General features: G+C 73.0%; 15 protein-coding genes. 4 read left to right on the forward strand and 11 right to left on the reverse strand.

What is annotated here, in order from left to right; genetic code table 11:
* Positions 1 to 86 precede the first annotated feature (86 nt).
* Positions 87 to 641, forward strand: coding sequence for a hypothetical protein (locus AB0J88_RS02335; RefSeq protein ID WP_364355913.1), 555 nt, complete (start codon positions 87 to 89; stop codon positions 639 to 641).
* 11 nt (positions 642 to 652) lie between these two features.
* On the opposite strand, the gene AB0J88_RS02340 is transcribed toward AB0J88_RS02335, so the two are convergent.
* From AB0J88_RS02340 to AB0J88_RS02375, 8 genes are all read right to left on the reverse strand, one after another.
* The gene (locus AB0J88_RS02340; protein ID WP_364355910.1) at positions 653 to 2125 is read right to left on the reverse strand and encodes a dynamin family protein; all 1473 of its coding nucleotides are present in this window, start codon (positions 2123 to 2125) and stop codon (positions 653 to 655) included.
* Positions 2122 to 3894 (reverse strand): dynamin family protein, encoded by a 1773-nt coding sequence (locus AB0J88_RS02345; RefSeq protein ID WP_364355907.1) that lies wholly within the window; start codon positions 3892 to 3894, stop codon positions 2122 to 2124. The genes AB0J88_RS02340 and AB0J88_RS02345 overlap by 4 nt, the downstream gene beginning before the upstream one ends.
* A gap of 91 nt (positions 3895 to 3985) precedes the next feature.
* Positions 3986 to 5053, reverse strand: a complete 1068-nt coding sequence (locus tag AB0J88_RS02350) for a hypothetical protein (RefSeq protein ID WP_364355904.1) — start codon at positions 5051 to 5053, stop codon at positions 3986 to 3988.
* Positions 5054 to 5226: 173 nt separating this feature from the next.
* Positions 5227 to 7449, reverse strand: a complete 2223-nt coding sequence (locus tag AB0J88_RS02355) for a helix-turn-helix transcriptional regulator (RefSeq protein WP_364355901.1) — start codon at positions 7447 to 7449, stop codon at positions 5227 to 5229.
* A 53-nt stretch (positions 7450 to 7502) separates the two neighbouring features.
* Positions 7503 to 10013 carry a glycosyltransferase gene (locus tag AB0J88_RS02360; RefSeq protein WP_364355898.1) on the reverse strand — a complete coding sequence of 837 codons (2511 nt, stop codon included), beginning with the start codon at positions 10011 to 10013 and terminating at the stop codon, positions 7503 to 7505.
* Positions 10010 to 10945, reverse strand: coding sequence for a hypothetical protein (locus tag AB0J88_RS02365; RefSeq protein WP_364355895.1), 936 nt, complete (start codon positions 10943 to 10945; stop codon positions 10010 to 10012). Before AB0J88_RS02365 ends, AB0J88_RS02360 begins: the two co-directional genes overlap by 4 nt.
* 417 nt (positions 10946 to 11362) lie before the next feature.
* Positions 11363 to 12130 carry a dihydrodipicolinate synthase family protein gene (locus AB0J88_RS02370; RefSeq protein WP_364355892.1) on the reverse strand — a complete coding sequence of 256 codons (768 nt, stop codon included), beginning with the start codon at positions 12128 to 12130 and terminating at the stop codon, positions 11363 to 11365.
* 10 nt (positions 12131 to 12140) lie between these two features.
* Positions 12141 to 13817, reverse strand: a complete 1677-nt coding sequence (locus tag AB0J88_RS02375; RefSeq protein ID WP_364355889.1) for a phospholipid carrier-dependent glycosyltransferase — start codon at positions 13815 to 13817, stop codon at positions 12141 to 12143.
* A gap of 85 nt (positions 13818 to 13902) precedes the next feature.
* Here AB0J88_RS02375 and rsmI point away from each other — a divergent pair, with 85 nt between their 5' ends.
* Complete coding sequence (gene rsmI / locus AB0J88_RS02380; protein ID WP_364355886.1) at positions 13903 to 14760, forward strand: 16S rRNA (cytidine(1402)-2'-O)-methyltransferase; 858 nt, start codon at positions 13903 to 13905, stop codon at positions 14758 to 14760.
* Here the strand turns inward: rsmI and AB0J88_RS02385 are convergent.
* Complete coding sequence (locus AB0J88_RS02385) at positions 14754 to 15614, reverse strand: hypothetical protein (RefSeq protein ID WP_364355883.1); 861 nt, start codon at positions 15612 to 15614, stop codon at positions 14754 to 14756. The genes rsmI and AB0J88_RS02385 overlap by 7 nt on opposite strands.
* Positions 15615 to 15749: 135 nt before the next feature.
* On the opposite strand from AB0J88_RS02385, the gene metG reads away from it, so the two are divergent.
* Positions 15750 to 17543 carry a methionine--tRNA ligase gene (gene metG / locus AB0J88_RS02390; RefSeq protein WP_364355881.1) on the forward strand — a complete coding sequence of 598 codons (1794 nt, stop codon included), beginning with the start codon at positions 15750 to 15752 and terminating at the stop codon, positions 17541 to 17543.
* Here the strand turns inward: metG and AB0J88_RS02395 are convergent.
* Complete coding sequence (locus AB0J88_RS02395) at positions 17540 to 18814, reverse strand: hypothetical protein (RefSeq protein ID WP_364355878.1); 1275 nt, start codon at positions 18812 to 18814, stop codon at positions 17540 to 17542. The two genes, metG and AB0J88_RS02395, sit on opposite strands and share 4 nt — an antisense overlap.
* Positions 18815 to 18923: 109 nt before the next feature.
* Between AB0J88_RS02395 and AB0J88_RS02400 the strand changes: the two genes are divergently transcribed.
* Positions 18924 to 19817 (forward strand): TatD family hydrolase, encoded by an 894-nt coding sequence (locus AB0J88_RS02400; RefSeq protein ID WP_364355875.1) that lies wholly within the window; start codon positions 18924 to 18926, stop codon positions 19815 to 19817.
* A 220-nt stretch (positions 19818 to 20037) separates the two neighbouring features.
* Here AB0J88_RS02400 and AB0J88_RS02405 read toward each other — a convergent pair whose 3' ends face one another.
* Positions 20038 to 20412, reverse strand: a complete 375-nt coding sequence (locus tag AB0J88_RS02405) for a VOC family protein (RefSeq protein WP_364355872.1) — start codon at positions 20410 to 20412, stop codon at positions 20038 to 20040.
* Positions 20413 to 20423: the final 11 nt, after the last annotated feature.

A 20423-nucleotide genomic window follows, 5' to 3' on the forward strand; every position in this document is an offset into this window, starting at 1 on the left:
GGAGTCCGACCACGGCCGGGCGAAGGGGGTGCGGGAGGGGGATGTCCCCGACGCCGGCCACCGCCCGCCGCCCTAGGGTTGGGCACATGGACGCGCGACCGCTGAAGGACGTTTTCACCGACCTCGTCGGTGATCCCTCGGCGGCTGCGGAGGCGCTGGCGGGAGCGGGTCACGACCTGCCACCGGACCTGGTGGCGGAAGCGGTGGTCAGCTTCGCCGGCAGCGCACCCGCGGAGGTGGCCGAGCACCTCGCGCCGTTCGTCACCGCGCACAGCGGCGTCCCCGTGGAGTCCGAGCTCGACGAGCCGGCCGGCTGGGCCGAGCTGCTGGCGACCGCGCCCGAGCCGGGCACCGACCTCGACGACGACGTGCCGCTCGACCTGCCCCAGGGTGACCACCCCGGCGCCGGCGAGCTGGCCTTCGGCTCTGGCGACACCTCCGGGCCGGACCCGGACCTCGACCTCGATGTGGACCCCGGCGGCGACCTGGACGACGAGCCGGTCGCCGTCGGCGGGGGTCCGGCGGACTACGCCGACGACGCCCCGGACTTCAGCGACCTCGACGCGGCGGACGGCACCGACGAGCCGGTCGACGGGGACGACGCGGACGAGGCCGACGACCTCGACGACCTCGACGGCTGAGCCGGCCATGGTCAGCGCGCCCGGCCGTTGAGGTCGGCCAGCAGCCCCTCGCACGAGCGCACCGCCACCCGGGCGGCGACGGCCATCTCGTGCGCGGTCATCGGGTTCTCCGCCCGTCGCTGCCAGCGCACCAGCGCCTCGGTCGCCGACGAGCGGAGCTGGCCCGCGGCGGCGTCCGGTGGCAGGTCGAGGCGCACGTGCGGCGCGGTGCCCGTGCCACCGATGACCCGTTCCAGCTCGTCCACCACGGCCGGCTTGCCACCCAGCCAGCCGGCGCGCAGAGTGGCCAGCACCCGCAGCTCGTTGAAGGGGTGCGCGGACGCGACGATCTCCTCGACCTCGGCCGCCACGGCCGGGCTGCCGGGGCGGGGCTTGGTGCGCGTCAGCGAGTCCAGGGCGAGCAGCGCCGAGCGGGCCTTGAGCACGTCGCGACGCTCGAAGAACAGCGAGCCGAGCACCTCCTGGAGGTCGGTCAGCCCGCTGCGCTCGGTCAGCTGGCGGGCCAACCCGGTGGCGGTGATCCGCGGGTCCTGGCGCAGCAGCGTGCTGGCCAGCCGGATGCCGTAGAGCCCGAAGCGGCCCAGCAGCGCCTCGCGCTCGATCGAGGTCAGTCCGAGCTCGGGCAGCGTGTTGACGAACCGGTCGGCGGTGAGCAGCAGCTCCTCGGCCGGCTTGACCTCGAGCGCCGCGACCGCCCGGAGGTGCCGGACCTCGGACTCGGTCAGCGTGGCCGCCGTTTCCGCGAGCAGACCGGCCACGGGTACGACGGTCTGCACCACCCGCCGCACGTTCGCGTCACCGGCCAACCGGGCGGCGATCCGCCGCGCGGAGGCCATCGCGTCGAGCCGGCCGACGCCGATCTCGTCGGCCCGGGACAGCACGCCGATCGCGTTGACCGGATTGGGCCGGGACACCTCGGTGTCGTGGAACGCGTGCAGGAACTCCAGGTCGTTGGCGTGCAGGTGGCGCATCAGGTAGAGCACCGCGTCGGCCGGCGTCTCCTCGTCGTCGGGCGCGAGCAGCTCCCAGGCCCGCCGGGTGATCCGCTCGGAGAGCGAGCCGATGCCGGGCGTGTCGATCAGGGTGGCCCGGCGCAGGGCCTGGGACGGCCAGGTGATGTCGAGCGAGTGGACGTCCTCCGGCGCGGTGCCGCCCAGGTCGACCTCGATCGCGCCGTCGTCGCGGGTGAACCGGAGTTGGCGCGCGGCGCCGGTGTGCGGGTGCAGGGTGACGCGGTAGGTGTGGCCGTCGCGGTACCAGGTGACGATCCGCGTGCACTCGCCCGCGTCGGTGGGCGCCAGCCGGTCGGCGACCAGCGCGTTGAGCAGTGTGGACTTGCCGGACTTGACCCGACCGGCGATCGCCACCCGCAGCGGCTCGTCGAGCCGCTCCCGCACCTCGGCGATCCGCCCGTCGAAGCCGCTGCCCCGATAGACCTGCGCGGCCCGGGTCAATGCCGCCCGGGTGCGATCAACGAGCGTCATGCTGCGCTCAGCTTGAGGGCGCGCTCGCGGAGCTGGCCGAGCCGGGTCAGTTCGGCGTCGAGGTCCTTCAGCCGTTTCTGACGCTCGGCCTGCGAGCGTTTGGCGGTGTCCGCGGCGCCGGCCACCGCGGCCGCCGTCGACCGGTTGAGCTCGTCGGCCAGCCGGGTGTAGTGGTCGCGGAGCTGGCGCTGCACCCGGCGCACGGTGTCCCGGCTGTCCTTGCCGCTGACGAAGCTGATCTCGTCGCAGTAGCGGCGCATCGCGTTCTTCCCCTGGGCGCGGCGCTTCTCCAGCTGCCTCTTCTTCTCGTCCTTGAGGCCGCGATGGCCCATCACCACACCGATGCCGATGCCGATCGGCCCGAGCGCGACGCCCATCAGGCTGCCCAGCATGGTGAACATCAGGGCGCCGCCGTACGCGCTCTTGAGCGCCACCATCGCCTGCTTGCCCGCGGTCATCCGGGCCAGCTCGATCCGGTGCTCCACCGGCCGCTCCTCGACCATCGGGGTCGGGTTGTAGACCTTAAGCAGGCCGACCGCCTCGCCGGACGCCTCGTGGAAATGGCCGGCGACCAGCTCGCTGAGCTCCTTGGCCCGCCGGCGCAGGTAGGTGTAGTTGCCGAGCAGGTCGTAGGAGATCCGGGCGCGCAGCCACTCCTCCATCTCGGGCCACATGTCGGCGGGGTCGACCTCGTCGATCGCGTCGTCGGCCTCCGATGTGATCTTGCGGATCCGGTCGCGCAGGTCGAAGTCGACGTCGGCCGTCAGGTCTGCGGTGCCGTCGTTGAGGGTCACGCTCCACCGGGCGGCGGCGGTCTTGAGCTCCTCGACGCGGCGCTTGGCGGCGTTGAGGTCGTCGACGATCCGCTGGGCGTTGGCCGGGTCGGCGAGCGCGTCGCGCTCCGCGCTGAACTGGCCGGTGAGCTGGTCGCAGACCGCGAGCACCTCGGCCGCCGCGTCCGCGGCCCGGCGGGCCGCGGCGCCACCGCCGACCCGCTCCTGCACGAACTTGACCAGGTCGGGGAAGCCGGACTCGACGTTGAGCGCCTGGTCGTTGGCCCGCACCGCGCGGGTCCGCAGCGGCGAGGAGACCGGCAGCAGTGGCAGGTCGCCGACCATCCGCAGGTGGCCCGCGTCGAGGTCGCGGATCCGCCGCCAGGCCGGGTAGAAGTCAATCTTGGTCAGGACGCAGACCACCGTCGGGCACAGCTCGCGCGCCTGGCGGAGGAACTCGACCTCGCTGCGGGTGAGCTCCTGCGCGGCGTCGGTGACGAACAGGACGGCGTCGGCGACCGAGATCGCGGCCAGCCCGGCCGCCGCGTGGGCGGAACCCAGCCCGCCGACGCCGGGGGTGTCGACCAGGACCAACCCGCCGCCCAGGATCTTGCGAGGCACGGTCACGTCGACCCGCGCGGGCCGGCGACCCTCGTCACCCTCGACGACGTGGCGGCGCAGGTCGGCGAAGTCGACCTGCTCGCGGCGCGGCGGGTTGCCGTCGTGCACCACGGTCGCGGTCTTCTCCTCGCCGTGCCGGACGAACATGGGCACCGCGGTCGCCACGTCGTCGTCGACCGGGCAGACCGCGATGCCCAGCAACGCGTTGATCAGCGAGCTCTTGCCCTGTTTGAACTCGCCCGCCACCACGATGTGCACCGCCGGGTCGTCGAGCGCGGTGCGGGTCCGGCCGAGCCGCTCGGCCAGATCCTCCCGCCCGTACGCCGTGCAGGCCTTGATGCCGAGGTCAACCAGGGCAGTGGCTGGCTGGGTCATCGCTGCGATCCCTTCGGTGTACGGCGCAGCGGCCGGCCGGACCTTCCGGTCCGGCCGCCCGCTGTCGGCGAGTGTTCTGGAGTTGGCTGGATCAGGCGGGGGCGTCCTCGTGGTCGTCGGCGTCGCGCAGCGACGGCTCGTCGGATTCCTCGAGCGTCCGCACCGGGGGCAGGCCGCGGTCGAAGTCCACGTCGACCTCGAAGTCCTGGTCGAAGTCGGCGTCCTGGTCGCCGGGGCCCTGCTCGGTGTTGACGACCGAGTCCTCGGCGTTGACGTTCGTGTTCTCGGTGATCGTGGTGTCGTTGTCCTCGTTGGTGACGTCGCCGTCGCCGAGACCGATCGCGGAGTCGTCGTTGTCGGCGATGTTGGTGCCGGAGCCGACGTTGGAGTTGTCGAGCGTCGAGTCGTTGACGTTGTTGACGTCGCCGTCGCCGAAGTTGATGACGCCGTCGTTGTCGCCGTCGACGTCCACGTCGTTGGCCTGCTGCTCGTTGTTGTCGCCGATGATCGCCCGGTCGACGTCGCCGTCGGCCACGATGCCGGTGTTGGTGCCGGTCACCACGGGCGCCTCGAGGTCGCCGTCGACGCTGACCGCGCCGTCGCTGTTGAAGAGGTTGTCGCCCTCGATGTCGCCGTCGACGACCTGCGAGTTGGCCCCGGTCGCGGCGTTCACGTCGTCGGCCTCGCCGACGGCCACGGCGCCGGCGCCGGACGCGTTGGCAGCGTTGCTGTCGACGTCGATGTCACCGTCGAAGTCGTCGCCGACCTCGACGTTGGTGCTCTGGTCGAGGATCTCGGTGATCACGTCGTTGTCGTTGTTGGTGACCTGGGTGACGTAGGTCAGGTGCTGCACGACCTGCTCCATCGACTGCGGCCCGGAGGTCACGTGCTGGGCCGGCGGGGAGTAGCCGCCGCCACCGCCACCGCCGCCGCTGGTGTAGCTCTGCAGCGCGCTGCGGGCGTCGGCCGGGAAGCCGGGGTCGCCGCAGGCCTGCTGCACGATCGCCGGCATGTCCAGACCGGACAGGTCGTGCTCGGTGATGCCCGAGGCGACCAGCTCGCCCTGCGGGTTCTGCGCGAACTGAAGTGCCTTGGTGGGGTCGCTCGCCAGCTGCTTGACGAAGTTGACCAGGAGGTTGGTGAGCTCGACGTTCTGCATTTCCGGTTCCTCCTTCTGAGGATGTCTCCCGGCCTGTCTGGCGGGTATGGAAATAGCGTCGCGGCTGGCCCACCCCCCGGACATCGGGAAGACCCCCCTGGCTAGGGGGAGGGGATAGGGGGATCGGCCGGTACACAGCAGACCGCGAAATCGACCTCTGATGACGCAGAGTGTCAGGAATTGAGCAGGGATTTCAGCGCGGCGACGAACTCGGCTCGATCGGTGGCGCCGACCTTGACGCGGATGCGGGCCACGTGGTGCTCGACGGTCTTCGGCGAGATGTAGAGCTGCGCCCCGATCTCCTTGTGCGTGCGGCCGTCCAGCACCAACCGGGCCACCTCGACCTCGCGCTCGGACAGCCCGGCCGAGTTGCTCTCGCCGGAGCCGGACCGGTCCTGCTCCACACCGGACAGTTCGCGGGCCACCTCCAGCAACCGGCGGGCGGCGGCCGGGTCGGCGGTGCGGATCGCGGCGTGTCCGGCCAACCGGGACGCCTCCCAGGGCAGCTCGGCGGCGGCCAGCCCGTCGACGGCCGCCACCACCGCGGCGACGTCGACCGCGCCCGCCATCGAGCGCTCCCAGACCACCGCGGCGGCCACCTGCGCGCGCTGGCGCGGCTGGGCGGCACCGGCGGCGGCGATCGCGGCGGCGGCGGTCGCGACCGCGGCCGGATCGTCGGCTGCCACCGCGAGCTGGAGCCGGATCCAGCCGACGGCTACCGCCCAGGCCGGTGGGCTGTCCAGGCCGGCGACCGCGGCGTCCAGTGTGGTCAGCATCGGCACGATCCGCGCGGGTCGGCGCAGCCGGATCGCCGCGACCGCGAGCTCCTCGACCTGCTCCGCCTGGAACAGGTCGAACGCCTGCCGGGCCAGCACCGGCTCGACGCTGGCCCACGCCTCGCGCAGCTTCGCGATGTCACCCGAGCGCCGGGCCAGGCCGGCGCGCAACGCCGCCGCCAACAACACCTCTCGACCGGGCAGCCCGCTGCCCAGCCGCCGCAGCTCCGCCGCCGCGGTGTCGTAGCGGCCCGCGCGCAGTCGCACCCAGGCCAGCAGGAGCCGGTGCCGCTGTGCGCCGACCGGTCCGCCGACGCCGCGCTCCAGCGCCCGGCCCAACAGGTGCTCGGCGGTGGCGGCATCACCCGCGGCGACGGCGACGACGGCACCCCAGGCGTGCGGCGTGTCCGGCAGCACCACGGCCGGCGGCGTCCGCTCGGCCGCCTCGGCCGCCTCGATCAGCAGAGGTACGGCCGCCGCCGGATCAGCGCCCGCAACGACGACCGCCTCGGCCAGGAGCAGCAGGGGTCCCCTGTTGGAAGGGTCCCCGGTCAGCAGGTCGCGGGCCGCGGCGGCCCGGCCGAGGGCGACCAGGGGTGGCACGGCCAGCAACGGGCCGGGTGGTGCGGCTGCCGCGAGCACCTCTGTCGCGCGGGTCGGCCGGCCGTCGTGCGTCGCGACGGCGCCGGCCACCAGGGCGAGGCGGTGGGTGTCGCCACGCGCGTGCGGGTCGACCGGCAGCCCGACCAGCGCCGCGGCCTCGGCCTGACCCGCGGCGACCAGGGCCGGTTCGGCGCCCGCGTCCACCGCGTCCGCGTACCAGCCGATCGCGGCGGCCGGGTCGGTGAAGCGCAGGCGGTCGCCGGCGGCGCGGAAGACCTCGGCCCCGGTGCGGATCCCGGCGGCCCGCAGCTGGGTCGCGGCCGCGACCGGATCGGCGCCCGAGGCGGCCAGGGCGGCGGCCACCCGGCCGTGCACCCGGCGGCGCTCGGCCGGCGCGAGGTCGTCGAGGAGTGCGGCCGCGACGGCGGGCACCGGCCGTTCCGAGCCGGGCACCAGGAACCCGAGGTCGCGCAGCGTGCGCAGGGCGTCCGCGAGGTCGTCGGGGCGCTGACCGGTCGCGTCGGCCAGCACGTCGTCGGCCAGGTCGAGACCGAGCGCGAGAGTACGGGCGACCTCGGCGACGCCGGCGGACGCCGTGGTGAGCCGCCGCTGCACGCGGGGGAGCAGACCGCCGCCGGCGAGCAGAGTGGCGATCGCCGGCCAGCCCCCCGACGGTTCGTGCAGGTCGGCGCGTCCGGTCAGGGCCGCGACACCGGCGGCGTCGAGCGGACCGAGCTGCTCGACGCCGTCGCGGGCGGCGAGCTCGTCCAGCTCGGCCAGCGCGGGCCGGTCGACGGTCGGGCGGCGGCCGAGCAGCACCGGAACCTGGCGACGGGCCACATCGGACAGCGCCCGGAGCGTCGCCTCGTCGAGCCGGTGCGGGTCGTCGACCACCACGGCCGCCGCGGACGGCGGGACGGTGGGCCGGTCGGGAGTCACCCAGACGGCGTCGGGCGGGGCCAGGGCGCGCAGCCGGTGCGTACGCCCGGCTCCGTCCACCCCGACCACGACCGCCATAAACCGTCAGCCTGCCAGAAGGTCCGTCGGCGCCGCGCTGACGGATACCTGACCTAGGTCTGCACCGCCGCCTCCCCGGTGCGGCGCAGCTTGTGCCAGCGCAGCCGGCCACCCGTCAGGGCGGTGACCAGCGACTGGATCAGCACGAGATACATGAGCTGCCGGTACGCGAACTGTTGCAGCGGCAGCGTCCAGAGTGGGGTGAGCCGCTCCTTGTCGAGCTTGAACGCGACCACGCCGGTCACCACCTGCATGCCGAGCATGGCGAGCCAGGCGAACACGGTCTCCAGTCGGCCGGCGAACAGCACGCCGTAGACGGCCAGCAGGTCGATCACCGGCGCGAGCAGCGGCAGGGCGATGCTGAACAGGGCCAGGAACGGCAGCCCGCGCCGGCCGAAGCGGCCCGACGGCCCGTCGTCGACCAGCGACCGGCGGTGCTTCCACATCGCCTGCATGGTGCCGTAGCTCCACCGGTAGCGCTGCCGCCACAGCTGGCTCAGCGACGCGGGGGCCTCGGTCCAGGCGCGGGCGCGGCCCTCGTACACCACCTTCCAACCGGCGCGGCAGAACGCGATCGTGACGTCGGTGTCCTCGGCGAGGGTGTCGTCGCTCATCCCGCCGATCGCCAGCAGCGCGCCCTTGCGCCACGCGCCGATCGCTCCCGGGACCGTGGGCATGCAGCGCAGCGACTCGTACAGCCGGCGGTCGAGGTTGAAGCCGATCACGTACTCGATGTGCTGCCAGCGGGCGACCAGGCTGGCCCGGTTGCCGACCTTGACGTTGCCGGCGACCGCGCCCACCTCGGGGTCGGCGAACGGCTGCACGAGCTGGCGCACCGAGTCGCTCTCGAACACCGTGTCCCCGTCGACCATCACGACGATGTCGGTGGTGGCCGCGGCGACGCCGGTGTTCAGCGCGCTCGACTTGCCGCCGTTGGGCTTGCGGATGACCCGCACGTTGGGCAGCTCGAGCGACTCGGCGATGTCGGCGGTGTCGTCGGTGGAGCCGTCGTCGACGACGATCACGTCGATGCCGCCCGGATGGTCGCCGCCGGCCAGCGACCGGACGGCCGACTCGATGCCCTCCCGCTCGTTGTAGGCGGGCACGATCACCGTGACCCGCTCGGTCACCGGCGGTCCCCACGACCAGTCGCCGCGGCGCCGCCGGGCCTGGGTGCCGGAGAGCACGAAGAGCAGCAGCGTGCGGATCATCGTCAGGGCGCCGACGACCAGGAACAGCACCGCGAAGAAGTCCAGGGACCAGTCCGCGATCCGGATCGCCGCGGCCAGGGCCAGGCCGCGCTGCTGGTCGGCGGCGGTGGCCGGCGGGTTGGGCAGCACCGTCGGCGCGGCGCCGGTCTCCGGGTCGGTCAGCGCGCGCCGCAGGCCGTCCGAGACCGTGACGAAGCTGTATCCCCGGGCCTGCATCATCGGGATGAACCGGTCGAGCGCCTGCACGGTCTGCTCGCGGTCACCACCGGCGTCGTGCAGCAGGATCACCGCGCCGTCGTCGCCCTGCGGCACCATGCTGGCGACGATCTTGTCGACGCCCGGGCGTTCCCAGTCGCGGCTGTCCAGGTCGTTGACGACGGTGACGTAGCCCATCCGGCCGGCGTTGGTGACCAGCTCCCACGCGGAGTCGTCGATCGCGTCGGCGCGCGACGAGTACGGGAACCGCAGCAGCGAGCTGCGCACCCCGGCCGCCTCGGCCAGCGCGAGCTGGGTCTGCGAGTACTCCATTCGCCGGCGCCACTCGGGGAGCGTCGCGACGTCCGGGTGGGTGAAGGTGTGCACGCCGAGCTCGTGGCCCTTGCCGACCAGGTCCCGGGCCAGCTCGGGATAGCGGACCACCTGGGACCCGATCACGAAGAACGTGCCGTCGGCGTGGTAGCGGTCCAGCGTGGCCATGACCTGCGGCGTCCACCGCGGGTCGGGGCCGTCGTCGAAGGTGAGCGCGATGGTCCTGGGCGGCAGCCGGTAGGAGCGGGCGTCCTCACCCGGCCGCGCGTTGATGATCGGGCCACCGCTGAGGATCTGCTCGGGCACCGACTGGCTCTCCCCCTCGGTGGTGAGGTGGTCGGGGGTGAAGCGGGCGTTCGCGTACGCCTCGACCAGCAGCAGGCTGACGAACACGAAGACCAGGACCGCGGCGACCACCCACTTGGGCTTGGGCACGACCCGGCGAGCGGTCCGCCTGGGTGGCGGCGGATCCGCGGGTACGACCGGAGCCGCGCTCGCCGGTGGTGGGGGCGGCGCCAGCATCACCGCGGTCGACGCCTCCTCGGGCCGACCGCCGGTGCGCTGGCTCGGCAGCACGCGGGTGGCCAGGTTGAGCGGCCAGCGCGGGGGCGGGCCGCCGGGCACGGAGGCGCGGCCGGTGGCCGGCGGCTCGGGGATCGGGATCGGCTGCGTGTCGGCGTCCGGGTCGGGGATCTCGTCCAGCGGCGGATACTCGGCGCGCGGTGGGCCGATCTTCATGCCGGCCGGGACGCTGGCCATCCCGCGGACGGGCTCGCCGGCAATGCCGGCGAGCCCGTCCGCGGGATCACGGGTCGGTGCGCTCATGCGGCGCTGACGGTCGCGGTGGATGCCGGCTCGGCCGTGGCGGTCGTCGCCTCGGTGGTCCGGGTCGCCTCGGGAGCGCTGTCACCACCGGAGCCGGTGCCGCCGGTCGGGTCGCCGGTGCCGTCGTCGCCGGTGCCGACGGGCGTGCCGGTGTCGGAGCCGCCGCCGTTCTCCGGGCCGCTGCCGGTGCCGCCGCCGGTGCCACCACCGGTGTCGCCGCCGCCCCCGGCACCGCCGCCGGACGAGCCGCCGCCGCTCTCGGAGCCGCCGCTGTTGTCGGGGCCGCTGCCCGTGCCGCCGCCGGATCCGCCGCCGGTCTCAGTGCCGCCGCCGTTCCCACCGCCACCCGTGTTGCCGCCGGTGTCGCCGCCACCGTTCCCGCCCGGGTTCTCGATGACCGGTGGTGTGGTCGGCGTCGGTGTGGGCTCCGGGGGCGGGGGCGTGGCCTCCGGCGGTCGGGTCGGTTCGCCCGTGGCCGGTGGCGGCGAGACCGGGGCGGTGCCCTTGGTCGGGCTCGGCGTCGGCCGGGACGCCACCGGGATCGTCGAGGTGCGCACGCCGGGGCCGCCCGGCGCGGTCGGTGGCGGCAGCGGCGCGACGAACGGGCCCGGGTTCGGCGGGCGGAAGGCGGTGCGCAGTGTGGTCTCCGCCGGGGTCCCTTCCCGATCGGGCTGCTGCACTCGGTCGGGGAACGGCATCAGCGCGTGCGGCAACGCGGGACCGCCGGCGATGCTGACCCCGACCAGCGCGGTGTAGCCGAGGCAGACGGCACCGATCCCGTACGCCGCCCAGCGCACGAGACGGCGTCGGCGGCCGGTCTCGTCGACGAAGATCGGCGGCGCGGCGTCCTGCCCGAGGGTCACACCGAGCGGGCCCGTCGGGTCTGCGGCGGTGACGATGATGTCGGTTTGGGGTTCCTGGTCCGGAATCACGCGGGGAAGCGTAGGAAGCACCCTCCGCGATGAGGAGAGGTGCGTCACTCGCCTGAGCGTCGTCGGCCCAGTTCGTAAAACTGCCCGAACCGGCCGTCACCATCACAAGTAACCCGCGCGGGGAGTGTCGCGGAGCGGCTTCTCGCCGCCGTGACCAGCATGGACGTCCAACGTCAACGTCGGTGACGGGCACCGGGTGCGATAGGCCCTGTCCAATAAGCGACACATGTGAGTCTTGTTCGGCGGTGCTCGCGTCGGGAATCCGACCGCACATCTACCCCGCATCACCCGTTGTGCCAGTGATCGCCGCTCGTTAAACTCCCATGTGCGCGCCCCTATCGCCCGCTTCCCCCGTGGCAGGCGATCGGGGCGCGCCCTTTCTTTTCCCCTCCGGCGGCCGGCTCGACGACGTGGGGCTCAGCTCAGCCGTGCTTTGGTGGACGTGCCGAAGCGCTCCGCGACCAATGATTTGAGACCTGCGGGGAATCGATCTTTGGATCGCAGGTGCGGCGCCAGCAAAGCGCGTTGGGCGGCTGCGTCGCCGGCGAAGGCGGCCACCGACTCGGCCGGGTGGGAGTTCGCGACCGCCAGGATGGCGCCCGCCGCGCCTACCGCGCCGGCCATCAGGACCAGGGCGCTCGAACCCACGTAGACCGCCCGATCCCAGACCGCCAGCTCTTGCAGCAGGCGCTCGGCGGAGCCGGTCGAGTCCTTGAGGCCGGCGATCGGCAGGTCCGGCAGCGCCGGCACGGGCACGTCGCCGCCCGCGGTGCCGGGGAAGTGGTACGCCAGCACCTGGGCGTCGCCGGCCGCCTTCGCCGCGGCGTCGTAGTAGGCGTGCAGGTCGCCGGGACGGCGGGGCGGAGCCACCAGCACCGCGTCGGCACCGGCGCCGACCGCGGCCTCGATGCGCGCCGCCGCCGCACCCCGCCAGGCACCGCTCGCGCCGGTCACCACCGGCACCGAGGCGGGCAGGGCGGCACGGACCGCGGCGGTGAGGCCGGCCAGCTCCGCGTCGGTCAGCGTGTCGGCCTCGCCGGTGCTGCCGCCGACCAGCACGGCGCGGACGCCCTCGCCGGCCAGCCGGGCGGCGTGTGCCGCGGTGGCGCGCTCGTCGATCGCGCCGTCGTCGTCGAACAGGGTCACCAGCGCCACCGCGACGCCGGTCCATAGCGGATCGGTCACGACCACCACGCTATATCCAGCGGGACCCCAGCCACATCCGTGCGGACCAGTCCGCGTACGGCATGACGTCGCCGACGAAGACCTTGAAGAAGTAGGCGAAACAGAGCACGACCAGCACGAGGTACGCGCCGGCGATCACGCCGCCGATCAGGCGCCGGTCGGCCAGTTTGCGCGCGGCCTCTGGCGTCGTCGCCACCGCTGGCCGGCCCGCCGGGTACATGATCGCGCCGAGCACGTAGACCACGGCCAGGACCATGAACGGCAGCGCGGGTGCGGTGTAGAAGGAGAACATCGTGCGGCCGTTGTCGATCGCGTACCAGAACCAGGGTGCGAGGCCGAAGAAGATCATCAGCAGGATCGCGCCGGCCCGCCAGTCGCGGCGGGCGATGCCCAGCCAGACCAGCGCGGCCAGGGCCGGAAGGAACGACCACCACAGCACCGGCGTGCCGAGCAGCAGGACCTCCGAGGCGCACGAGTCGGCGCCGCAGGTGCCGGTGTTCGACCAGTAGAACGCCACCGGCCGGCCCAGCAGCAACCATTGCCAGGGCCAGGACTGGTACGTGTGCTTGGTGTCGAGCCCTTCGTGGAACTTGAAGGCCTCGGAGTGGTAGTGCCACAGGTTGTGCAGCGCGCCGATGACCGGTGGCTCGGGCCGGCCGCTGTCGGCCAGCCAGTGCCGATAGAAGCCGTCGTCGGTGAGCAGCCAGCCGCTCCAGCTGGCCACGTAGACGAGGGCGCCGACCACGACGAACATGCCGACCCAGCCGAGCTCGTCGAGCAGCGTGTCGCGGATCGGGTGGCGGGCGCCGACGGTGCGTCGGGCGCCGTACTCCCACCAGAGGATAAGCAGCAGGAACGCCGGCAGGAAGAACAGCGCGCTCCACTTGACCGAGACCGCGCAGCCGAACAGGACGGCCGCCGCGAAGCGCCACCAGGGAAACGCGAACGGCAGGCGACCGGCGCGACCGAGGCGGGTCGGGTCCAGGCCGGCCTCCATCGCCGTCAGCCAGCGCCGCCGGCGGCTGTCGCGGTCGGCGACCAGGGCGCCGAACGCGGCGAGGATGAACAGCAGCAGGAAGATGTCGAGGATGGCGGTGCGGGACAGCACCAGGTGGAAGCCGTCGAGCGCGAGCAGCAGGCCGGCGGCGGCGCCGAGCACGGTTGAGCCGAACATCCGGCGGGCGACCCGCACCATGATCAGCACGGAGACGGTGCCGGCGACGGCGGCGGAGAAGCGCCAGCCGAGCTCAGGGGCGGCGGTCCACAGGTGGCCGGCCGCGCGCACGTTGCCGTCGGCGTCCTGGTAGCCGAACAGCCACTCGCCGATGGAGATCAGCCATTTGCCGAGCGGCGGGTGTACGACGTACGAGGCGACGTTGTCCTTGTAGTTCCACTCGACGCCCTTGCTCAGCAGGCCGTAGGCGTCCTTGGCGTAGTAGGTCTCGTCGAAGATCTTGCCCGGCGGGTTCGACAGGCCGACGAACCGCACCAGCGCGGCGACGGCGACGACGAAGCCCGTGACCGCCCACGACCACGGGTCGCGGCGCGCGTCGAACGGCAACAGCCGGCGCCGGACGGTGTCGGGGACCGCGCTGGTTCGGGCCGGTATGGCAGAGGGAGCCTCCGGTGCCTCGGCCTCGTCGGGCCCGGCCTCGGGGCTCGCTACGCTCGTCGCCGCCAGGGTCACCCCGCGATCGTAGGCTGCCAGGACCGAATTGGGGTGTTCGGCAGGCAGGCTTGGAGCAGGCCGGTTGGATACGAGGGGGAATGAGATGCCGGAAGACAGCCGGAATGGCCGGTTGATTCTGGTTGGTGCGCCGCTCGGAAACCCGGCCGACGCCTCCACCCGGATGCGTGACGCCCTGGCCGAAGCCGACGTGGTGGCGGCCGAGGACACCCGGCGGCTCGTCCGGCTGGCCCGTGATCTCGGCATCACCGTCGCCGGCCGGATCGTCTCCTACTTCGAGGGCAACGAGGAGCGGCGTACCCCGGAGCTCGTCGAGACCCTCCGTGACGGCGCTGTGGTCGCCCTGGTCACCGACGGCGGGATGCCGAGCGTCTCGGACCCCGGCTACCGGCTGGTCCGTGCGGCGCTCGACGCCGGCCTGCCGGTCACCGCAGCACCTGGCCCGAGTGCCGTGACCACGGCCCTGGCCCTCTCCGGTCTGCCCACCGACCGGTTCTGCTTCGAGGGCTTCCTGCCTCGCACCGGCGGCGCCCGCCGCGCCCGGCTGGCGGCGCTCGCGGCTGAGGAACGCACGCTTGTGCTGTTCGAGGCGCCGCACCGGCTCGCGGTGATGCTCGCCGACCTGGCCACCGCGTTCGGCGCCGACCGGCCGGCCGCGGTCTGCCGGGAGCTGACCAAGACCTACGAGGAAGTCGTGCGCCGGCCGCTGGGCGGGCTCGCCGCGTGGGCGGCTGAGGCCGGCCCGAAGGGTGAGATCACTCTGGTGGTCGCCGGTGCACCGCCGGCGTCGGCCACCCGACCGCCCGACGAGACGTTGCGGGCGGAGGTCGCCGAGGCCGAGGCCGCGGGCAGCTCACGGCGTGACGCGATCGCGGCCGTCGCCGAGCGCCACGGTGTCCGCAAACGCGAGGTCTACGCGATCGTCCACGCGCCGGGTCAGTAGGCAGCGGCCAGGAACCCGATCGTGACCAGCAGGGGCGCGGCCATGCCGAAGACGGCGGCCGTGCGCCGGGCACGCCGGTCCTCGAGCCGCAGCGCTCCGGTCGCGAATACGATGCCGAGGCCGCACAGCAGCACCAGCAGCAGTCCGAGCAGCCAGCGCAGCGTCATGACGGTGCCGTCGGTGAGGTAGGCCGTGGCGCTGCCGGCGTGCACCATCTCGGCCCGCACCTGGGTGCCGGGCGCGGCCTGGGCGCGGGTGGCGCCGACCACGCGGATGCCCTCGGTGGTGAACCGTCCGTCCGCCGAGGTGAACGAGCCCTTGCAGCGCTGGGTCAGGCCGGAGCCGACGCAGCCGGTGACGGTGGCCGTGCCGCTGTCGCCGCGCCCGACCGCGAGCCAGATCGGGTCGGCGGTGACCCACGCGAAGAACGTCCCGAACAGCGCGAGCACCACCAGCAGGGCGAGCGCGGCACGCAGGCGACGCGCCCTGCGCGGGCGGCGGGAGGGGCGCGCGGCGTGCCGGGTGGGCCGGGTGGCGGAACGGGCCTTGGCGGCCAGCCGCGCCGGCGACCAGGCGTCCCGGTCGACCTCCTGCGTGGTCAGCCCGTGCGCGGGTGGGGTCGAGTCCCGCACCGACGCCTCGATCACCCCGCCGCTGCGCGCGCGGGCGGCACCCTGCACGGCGGCGGCGAGGCCGTTGACCGCGGCGGGCTCGCGCGTGGGTGCCGGGATGGTCGCGCGTCCGACCGCGTCCCGTGCCGGGTCAGACTCGTTGGCGGGTACGGCGATCTCCACCTCGTACGCGAGCGGCTCAGGCTCGCCGGCGGTCTCAGGTCGTTCGGGCGTAGCGCTCACGAATCTCATTGGACAACGCCTCACGTCACCCTTCGTGCAGGTAAAGGGCGTGTCGGCGGATAAATCCGGACAATGCGGAAGAGGGTGCCTGGGCTCGCTGGCCGGGCTCCGTCGCGGCTTACTACCCTTGCGCCCATGAGTCACGTTCTCGCCGCGGTCGCCTGGCCCTACGCCAACGGCCCGCGTCACATCGGCCATGTTTCCGGCTTCGGCGTCCCCGCCGACGTGTTCAGCCGTTACATGCGCATGGCCGGGCACGACGTGCTCATGGTGTCGGGCACCGACGAACACGGCACGCCGATCCAGGTGCAGGCCGACAGCGAGGGGCTGACCCCCCGCGAGCTGGCCGACCGCTACAACCGGGTGATCGTCGAGGACCTGCACGGGCTGGGCCTCTCGTACGACCTGTTCACCCGCACCACCACCGGCAACCACTACCAGGTGGTGCAGGACCTGTTCGACGGGCTGTACCGCAACGGCTACATCATCGCGAAGACCACGCTCGGAGCGATCTCGCCGTCGACCGGCCGCACCCTGCCCGACCGCTACATCGAGGGCACCTGCCCGATCTGCGGGTACGGCAGCGCGCGCGGCGACCAGTGCGACAACTGCGGCAACCAGCTCGACCCCGAGCAGCTGATCAACCCCCGGTCGCGGATCAACGGCGAGACGCCGGAGTTCGTGGAGACCGAGCACTTCTTCCTCGACCTGCCCGCGGTGGCCGAGGCGCTGGCCGCCTGGCTGGACACCCGGGAGGGCTGGCGGCCCAACGTGCTGCGCTTCTCCCGCAACCTGCTCGACGACCTCCAGCCCCGGGCGATCACCCGTGACCTCGAGTGGGGCGTGCCGATCCCGCTGGACGGCTGGCGCGACCGCTCCGACAAGCGCATCTACGTCTGGTTCGACGCCGTCATCGGCTACCTGTCGGCCTCGATCGAATGGGCGCGCCGCACCGGCGACCCGTCGGCGTGGAAGAAGTGGTGGTCGGCCGACGGCGAGGGCAAGGACGCCGCCGCGTACTACTTCATGGGCAAGGACAACATCGTCTTCCACTCGGTGATCTGGCCGGCGATCCTGCTGGGCTACTCGGGCCAGGGCTCGCGCGGTGGCTCGCCCGGCGACCTCGGCGCGCTGAACCTGCCGACCGAGGTGGTCTCGAGCGAGTTCCTCACCATGGAGGGGCGCAAGTTCTCCTCGTCGCGGCAGGTCGTCATCTACGTGCGCGACTTCCTGGAGCGCTACGACGCCGACGCATTGCGCTATTTCATCGCCGTGGCCGGGCCGGAGAGCCAGGACACCGACTTCACCTGGGCCGAGTTCCTCCGCCGCAACAACGACGAGCTCGTCGCCGGCTGGGGCAACCTGGTCAACCGGTCGATCTCGATGGCGGCCAAGAACTTCGGCGCGATCCCGCCGGCGGTGGACCTGACCGAGGCGGACGAGGCGCTGCTCGCGGTGGCCAAGGCCGGCTTCGGCACGGTCGGCGGCCTGATCGAGAAGCACCGGCAGAAGCAGGCGATCGGCGAGGCGATGCGAGTGGTCGCCGAGGCCAACAAGTACCTGTCGGAGCAGGCGCCGTGGAAGCTCAAGGACGAGGCCGACAAGCCGCGGATGGGCACCATCCTGCACGTCGCGCTGCAGGTCGTCAGCGACGCCAACACGATGCTGACGCCGTTCCTGCCGCACTCCGCGCAGAAGGTGCACGAGCTGCTCGGCGGCACCGGCACGCACGCGCCGATGCCGTCGATCGAAGAGGTCTCCGACCTCGACGGCGGCCCGTCCTACCCCGTGCTGACCGGTGACTACACCGTCGGCGCGCGCTGGGAGTCGACGCCGATCGAGGCCGGCCGGCAGCTGGCCGCTCCCAAGCCGGTGTTCCGCAAGTTGGACGCGTCGATCGTCGAGGAAGAGCTGGCGAGACTCTCCTAGATCTCGTACCGGTTGTCGACCAGTTGGCGGTCGGTTACCTCGCTGAGCGGCGCCCAGGTCTCGTACACGCCGCGTTCGTAGCACTGGGCGCCGAGGCGGGCGACCGCCTCCGGGTCGGGGCGGCACAGCCGCAGCCGCAGCCAGCCCGACTCCTGGCGCAGCACCAGGCACGGGGAGTCGCGCCAGCGGCCGTACTCGTTGCGGCGGACCAGACTTTCCACCGGGTAGCGGGCCGCCCTGGTCATCGCCAGCACCCGGAACTCGCCCGGCGGGTCGGCCACCGCGACGCACTCCTCGCCGCGGTAGGTGCCGACCAGGTGCACCGCCGACTGCTGGTCGCCCAGCTGCACGTACTCCTGGTCGGGTGGAATGCCCGGAAGCTCCGAGAGCAGCGGACGCCAGCGCGGGCCGGCCATCCGCAGCCAGCCGCGCTGCTCCGGCTGGAAGGTGTAGAGGATCGCCTCGTCACCGTCGGCGGTGTAGGCCACCAGGGTCGCGCCGGCCGGCATGGGCAGGTCGGTGAAGTTGCTGGTCACGAACTCGGGGATGACGTGCCGGCCGCTGGGCGCGAAGCCGGTGCCGAGCACGGGCGCGCCCATGCGGTCGTGCGCCGGCATGCTGACCAGGCCGGGATACCGGTCGTACGAGGGCAGGTCGAAGTCGGACGGGTCGACCGCCCGCCACCGCAGGGCGAACGCGATGTCCTCGCGGTCGCGCCCGTTGTCGGCCTCCGTGCGCAACAGCGTCAGGTCGGCCGGGGTGCGCAGGTGCGCGACGTCGTACTCGCGGTAGCAGAACCCGTGCGGCAGCCGGCCACGCAGGTACGCGGCCACCTGCTGGGCCGAGAGGTGCTTGACCATCCGGGTGCCGCGCCGGATGTGCGCGCTGGCCCGCAGCGACACGAGGATCGGATCACCGGCCGCTGCCGGGTTCTGGCTGCGACTGTGGATCTCGTGCCAACCGACCGCCCGGCTCAGCGGGAGGGTCAGCGGGTCGTCCGGCTCCTCCGGACCGTCGTGGTGCGCCCGGTCGGGGTGGTGCGGATCGGCCGGCCGGCCGTTGACCGCGGTGACCTCGGTGACGTGGGTGTAGCGGTGGAAGGGGTGGCGCGCGCCGGGCCGGGTGTCGGGCTCGAAGCCCTCGTTGCGGTCGGTGCTGAACAGTTCGTACGCGGCACCCCTCGCGATCTCCACCGCCGGGTACGTCAGGTCGCCGAGGGTGACTCGCAGATCGGTAGTGGAGCCCGTGCGCTCCTGGGGGGTGACCGCCACCTGGCAGACCCTAAGTGCGCCGCCTGATCCAGCCATGAACAATTCGTGAACTTCTGCCGTGCGGCGTCGCACGCGGGCGCACACCGTCTATGTGTGATGCTGACCGGCGATGAGCGAGCAACGGAACGAGTCGCGCCAGGAACGTGCCGCCCGCCGTGCGGGGGAGTTCCCGCCGCCGCCACTGCCGTTGGCCGTGCCGGTGGCCGACAGCCACACGCACATCGATATTACGGTAAGCGAGGCCGGCGGCGGCGGGCGCGACGTCTTCGGTCCGGACCCGGTGTCGGGTGCGATCGCGGCGGCGGCCAACGCGGGCGTCGACCGGCTCGTCCAGGTCGGCGTCGACGTCGAGTCGTCCCGTTGGGGTCTGGCCGTGGCCCGGGAGCACACCGCGGTCGTGGCGACGGTGGCGTTGCACCCCAACGAGGCACCCCGGCTGACCAACCTCGACGAGGCGCTGCGGATCATCGAGGGCCTCGCGGCCGACGAGCGGGTCCGCGGCATCGGCGAGACCGGCCTCGACACCTTCCGCACCGGCGACGAGGGCCGGCCGGCGCAGGAGGCCAGCTTCCGGGCGCACATCGCGATCGCCAAGCGGTACGGCAAGACGCTGGTGATCCACGACCGGGACGCGCACGCCGACGTGCTCCGGGTGCTCGACGAGGAGGGTGCGCCCGAGACCGTCGTGTTGCACTGCTTCTCGGGCGACGAGGAGTTCGCCGCCGAGTGCGTCCGGCGCGGCTACCTGCTCTCCTTCGCGGGCACCGTGACCTTCGGCAGCGCGGCCGCCCTCCGCGCCGCCGCCGTGGTGACCCCGGCGGACCAGATGCTGGTGGAGACCGACGCGCCCTACCTGACCCCGATGCCCTATCGCGGCCGGCCGAACGCGTCCTATCTGATCCCGCTCACCGTGCGGGCGCTGGCCGAGGCCAAGGGTGCCGACGTCGACGAGCTGTGCACCGCGATCTCCGCTGCCACCGGGCGCGCCTTCGGGCACTGGTGACGATGACGCTCACGACGCTGGACCCGGGCACCGCGCTGGTGGTGATCGAAGGTGCTGGTGCGGCCGGCGACGCTGACCGACGCGTTCCGGGCGCACGGGCTGCCGGTCGTCCGGGTCCGGGTGTCGTACGCGCGTCGAGCGGATCTTCCCACGGCTCGGTGAGACCGGGACGACCGCGGAGATCATCGAGTTGCTGGACCGGACCCGGCCGTGGCGGCGGTCAGCGGTCGGAGAGCACCGAGAGCACGTTGCCGGCGGGGTCGGTGAACCACGCGATGTCCGGCCCCTCGCCGCGCACGATGCCCTTCTCGTCGTGCGCCATGCCCTCGTACCGCTCGAACCTGATGCCCCGGCTCGCCAGGTCGTCGACCGCGGAGTCGATGTTGGCCACGGGGAAGTTGAGGATCGTGAACGTCGCCGGCTGGTGGTTGGCCTTCGGATAGACCAGCACCTCGGCACCCGCGCCGATGTCGAGCATGAGCATCCCGTTGAGCTCGGAGACGGGGAGGCCGAGCGTGTCGCCGTAGAAGTGCTTGGCGGCGGGGATGTCGTCGACCGAGAAGCCGCTGAACGGTCGGGTTGGCGTGAATGACATGGATGGCCCTT

The organism is Asanoa sp. NPDC049475 (genome assembly GCF_040676915.1).
Classification (GTDB): Bacteria; Actinomycetota; Actinomycetes; order Mycobacteriales; family Micromonosporaceae; genus Asanoa.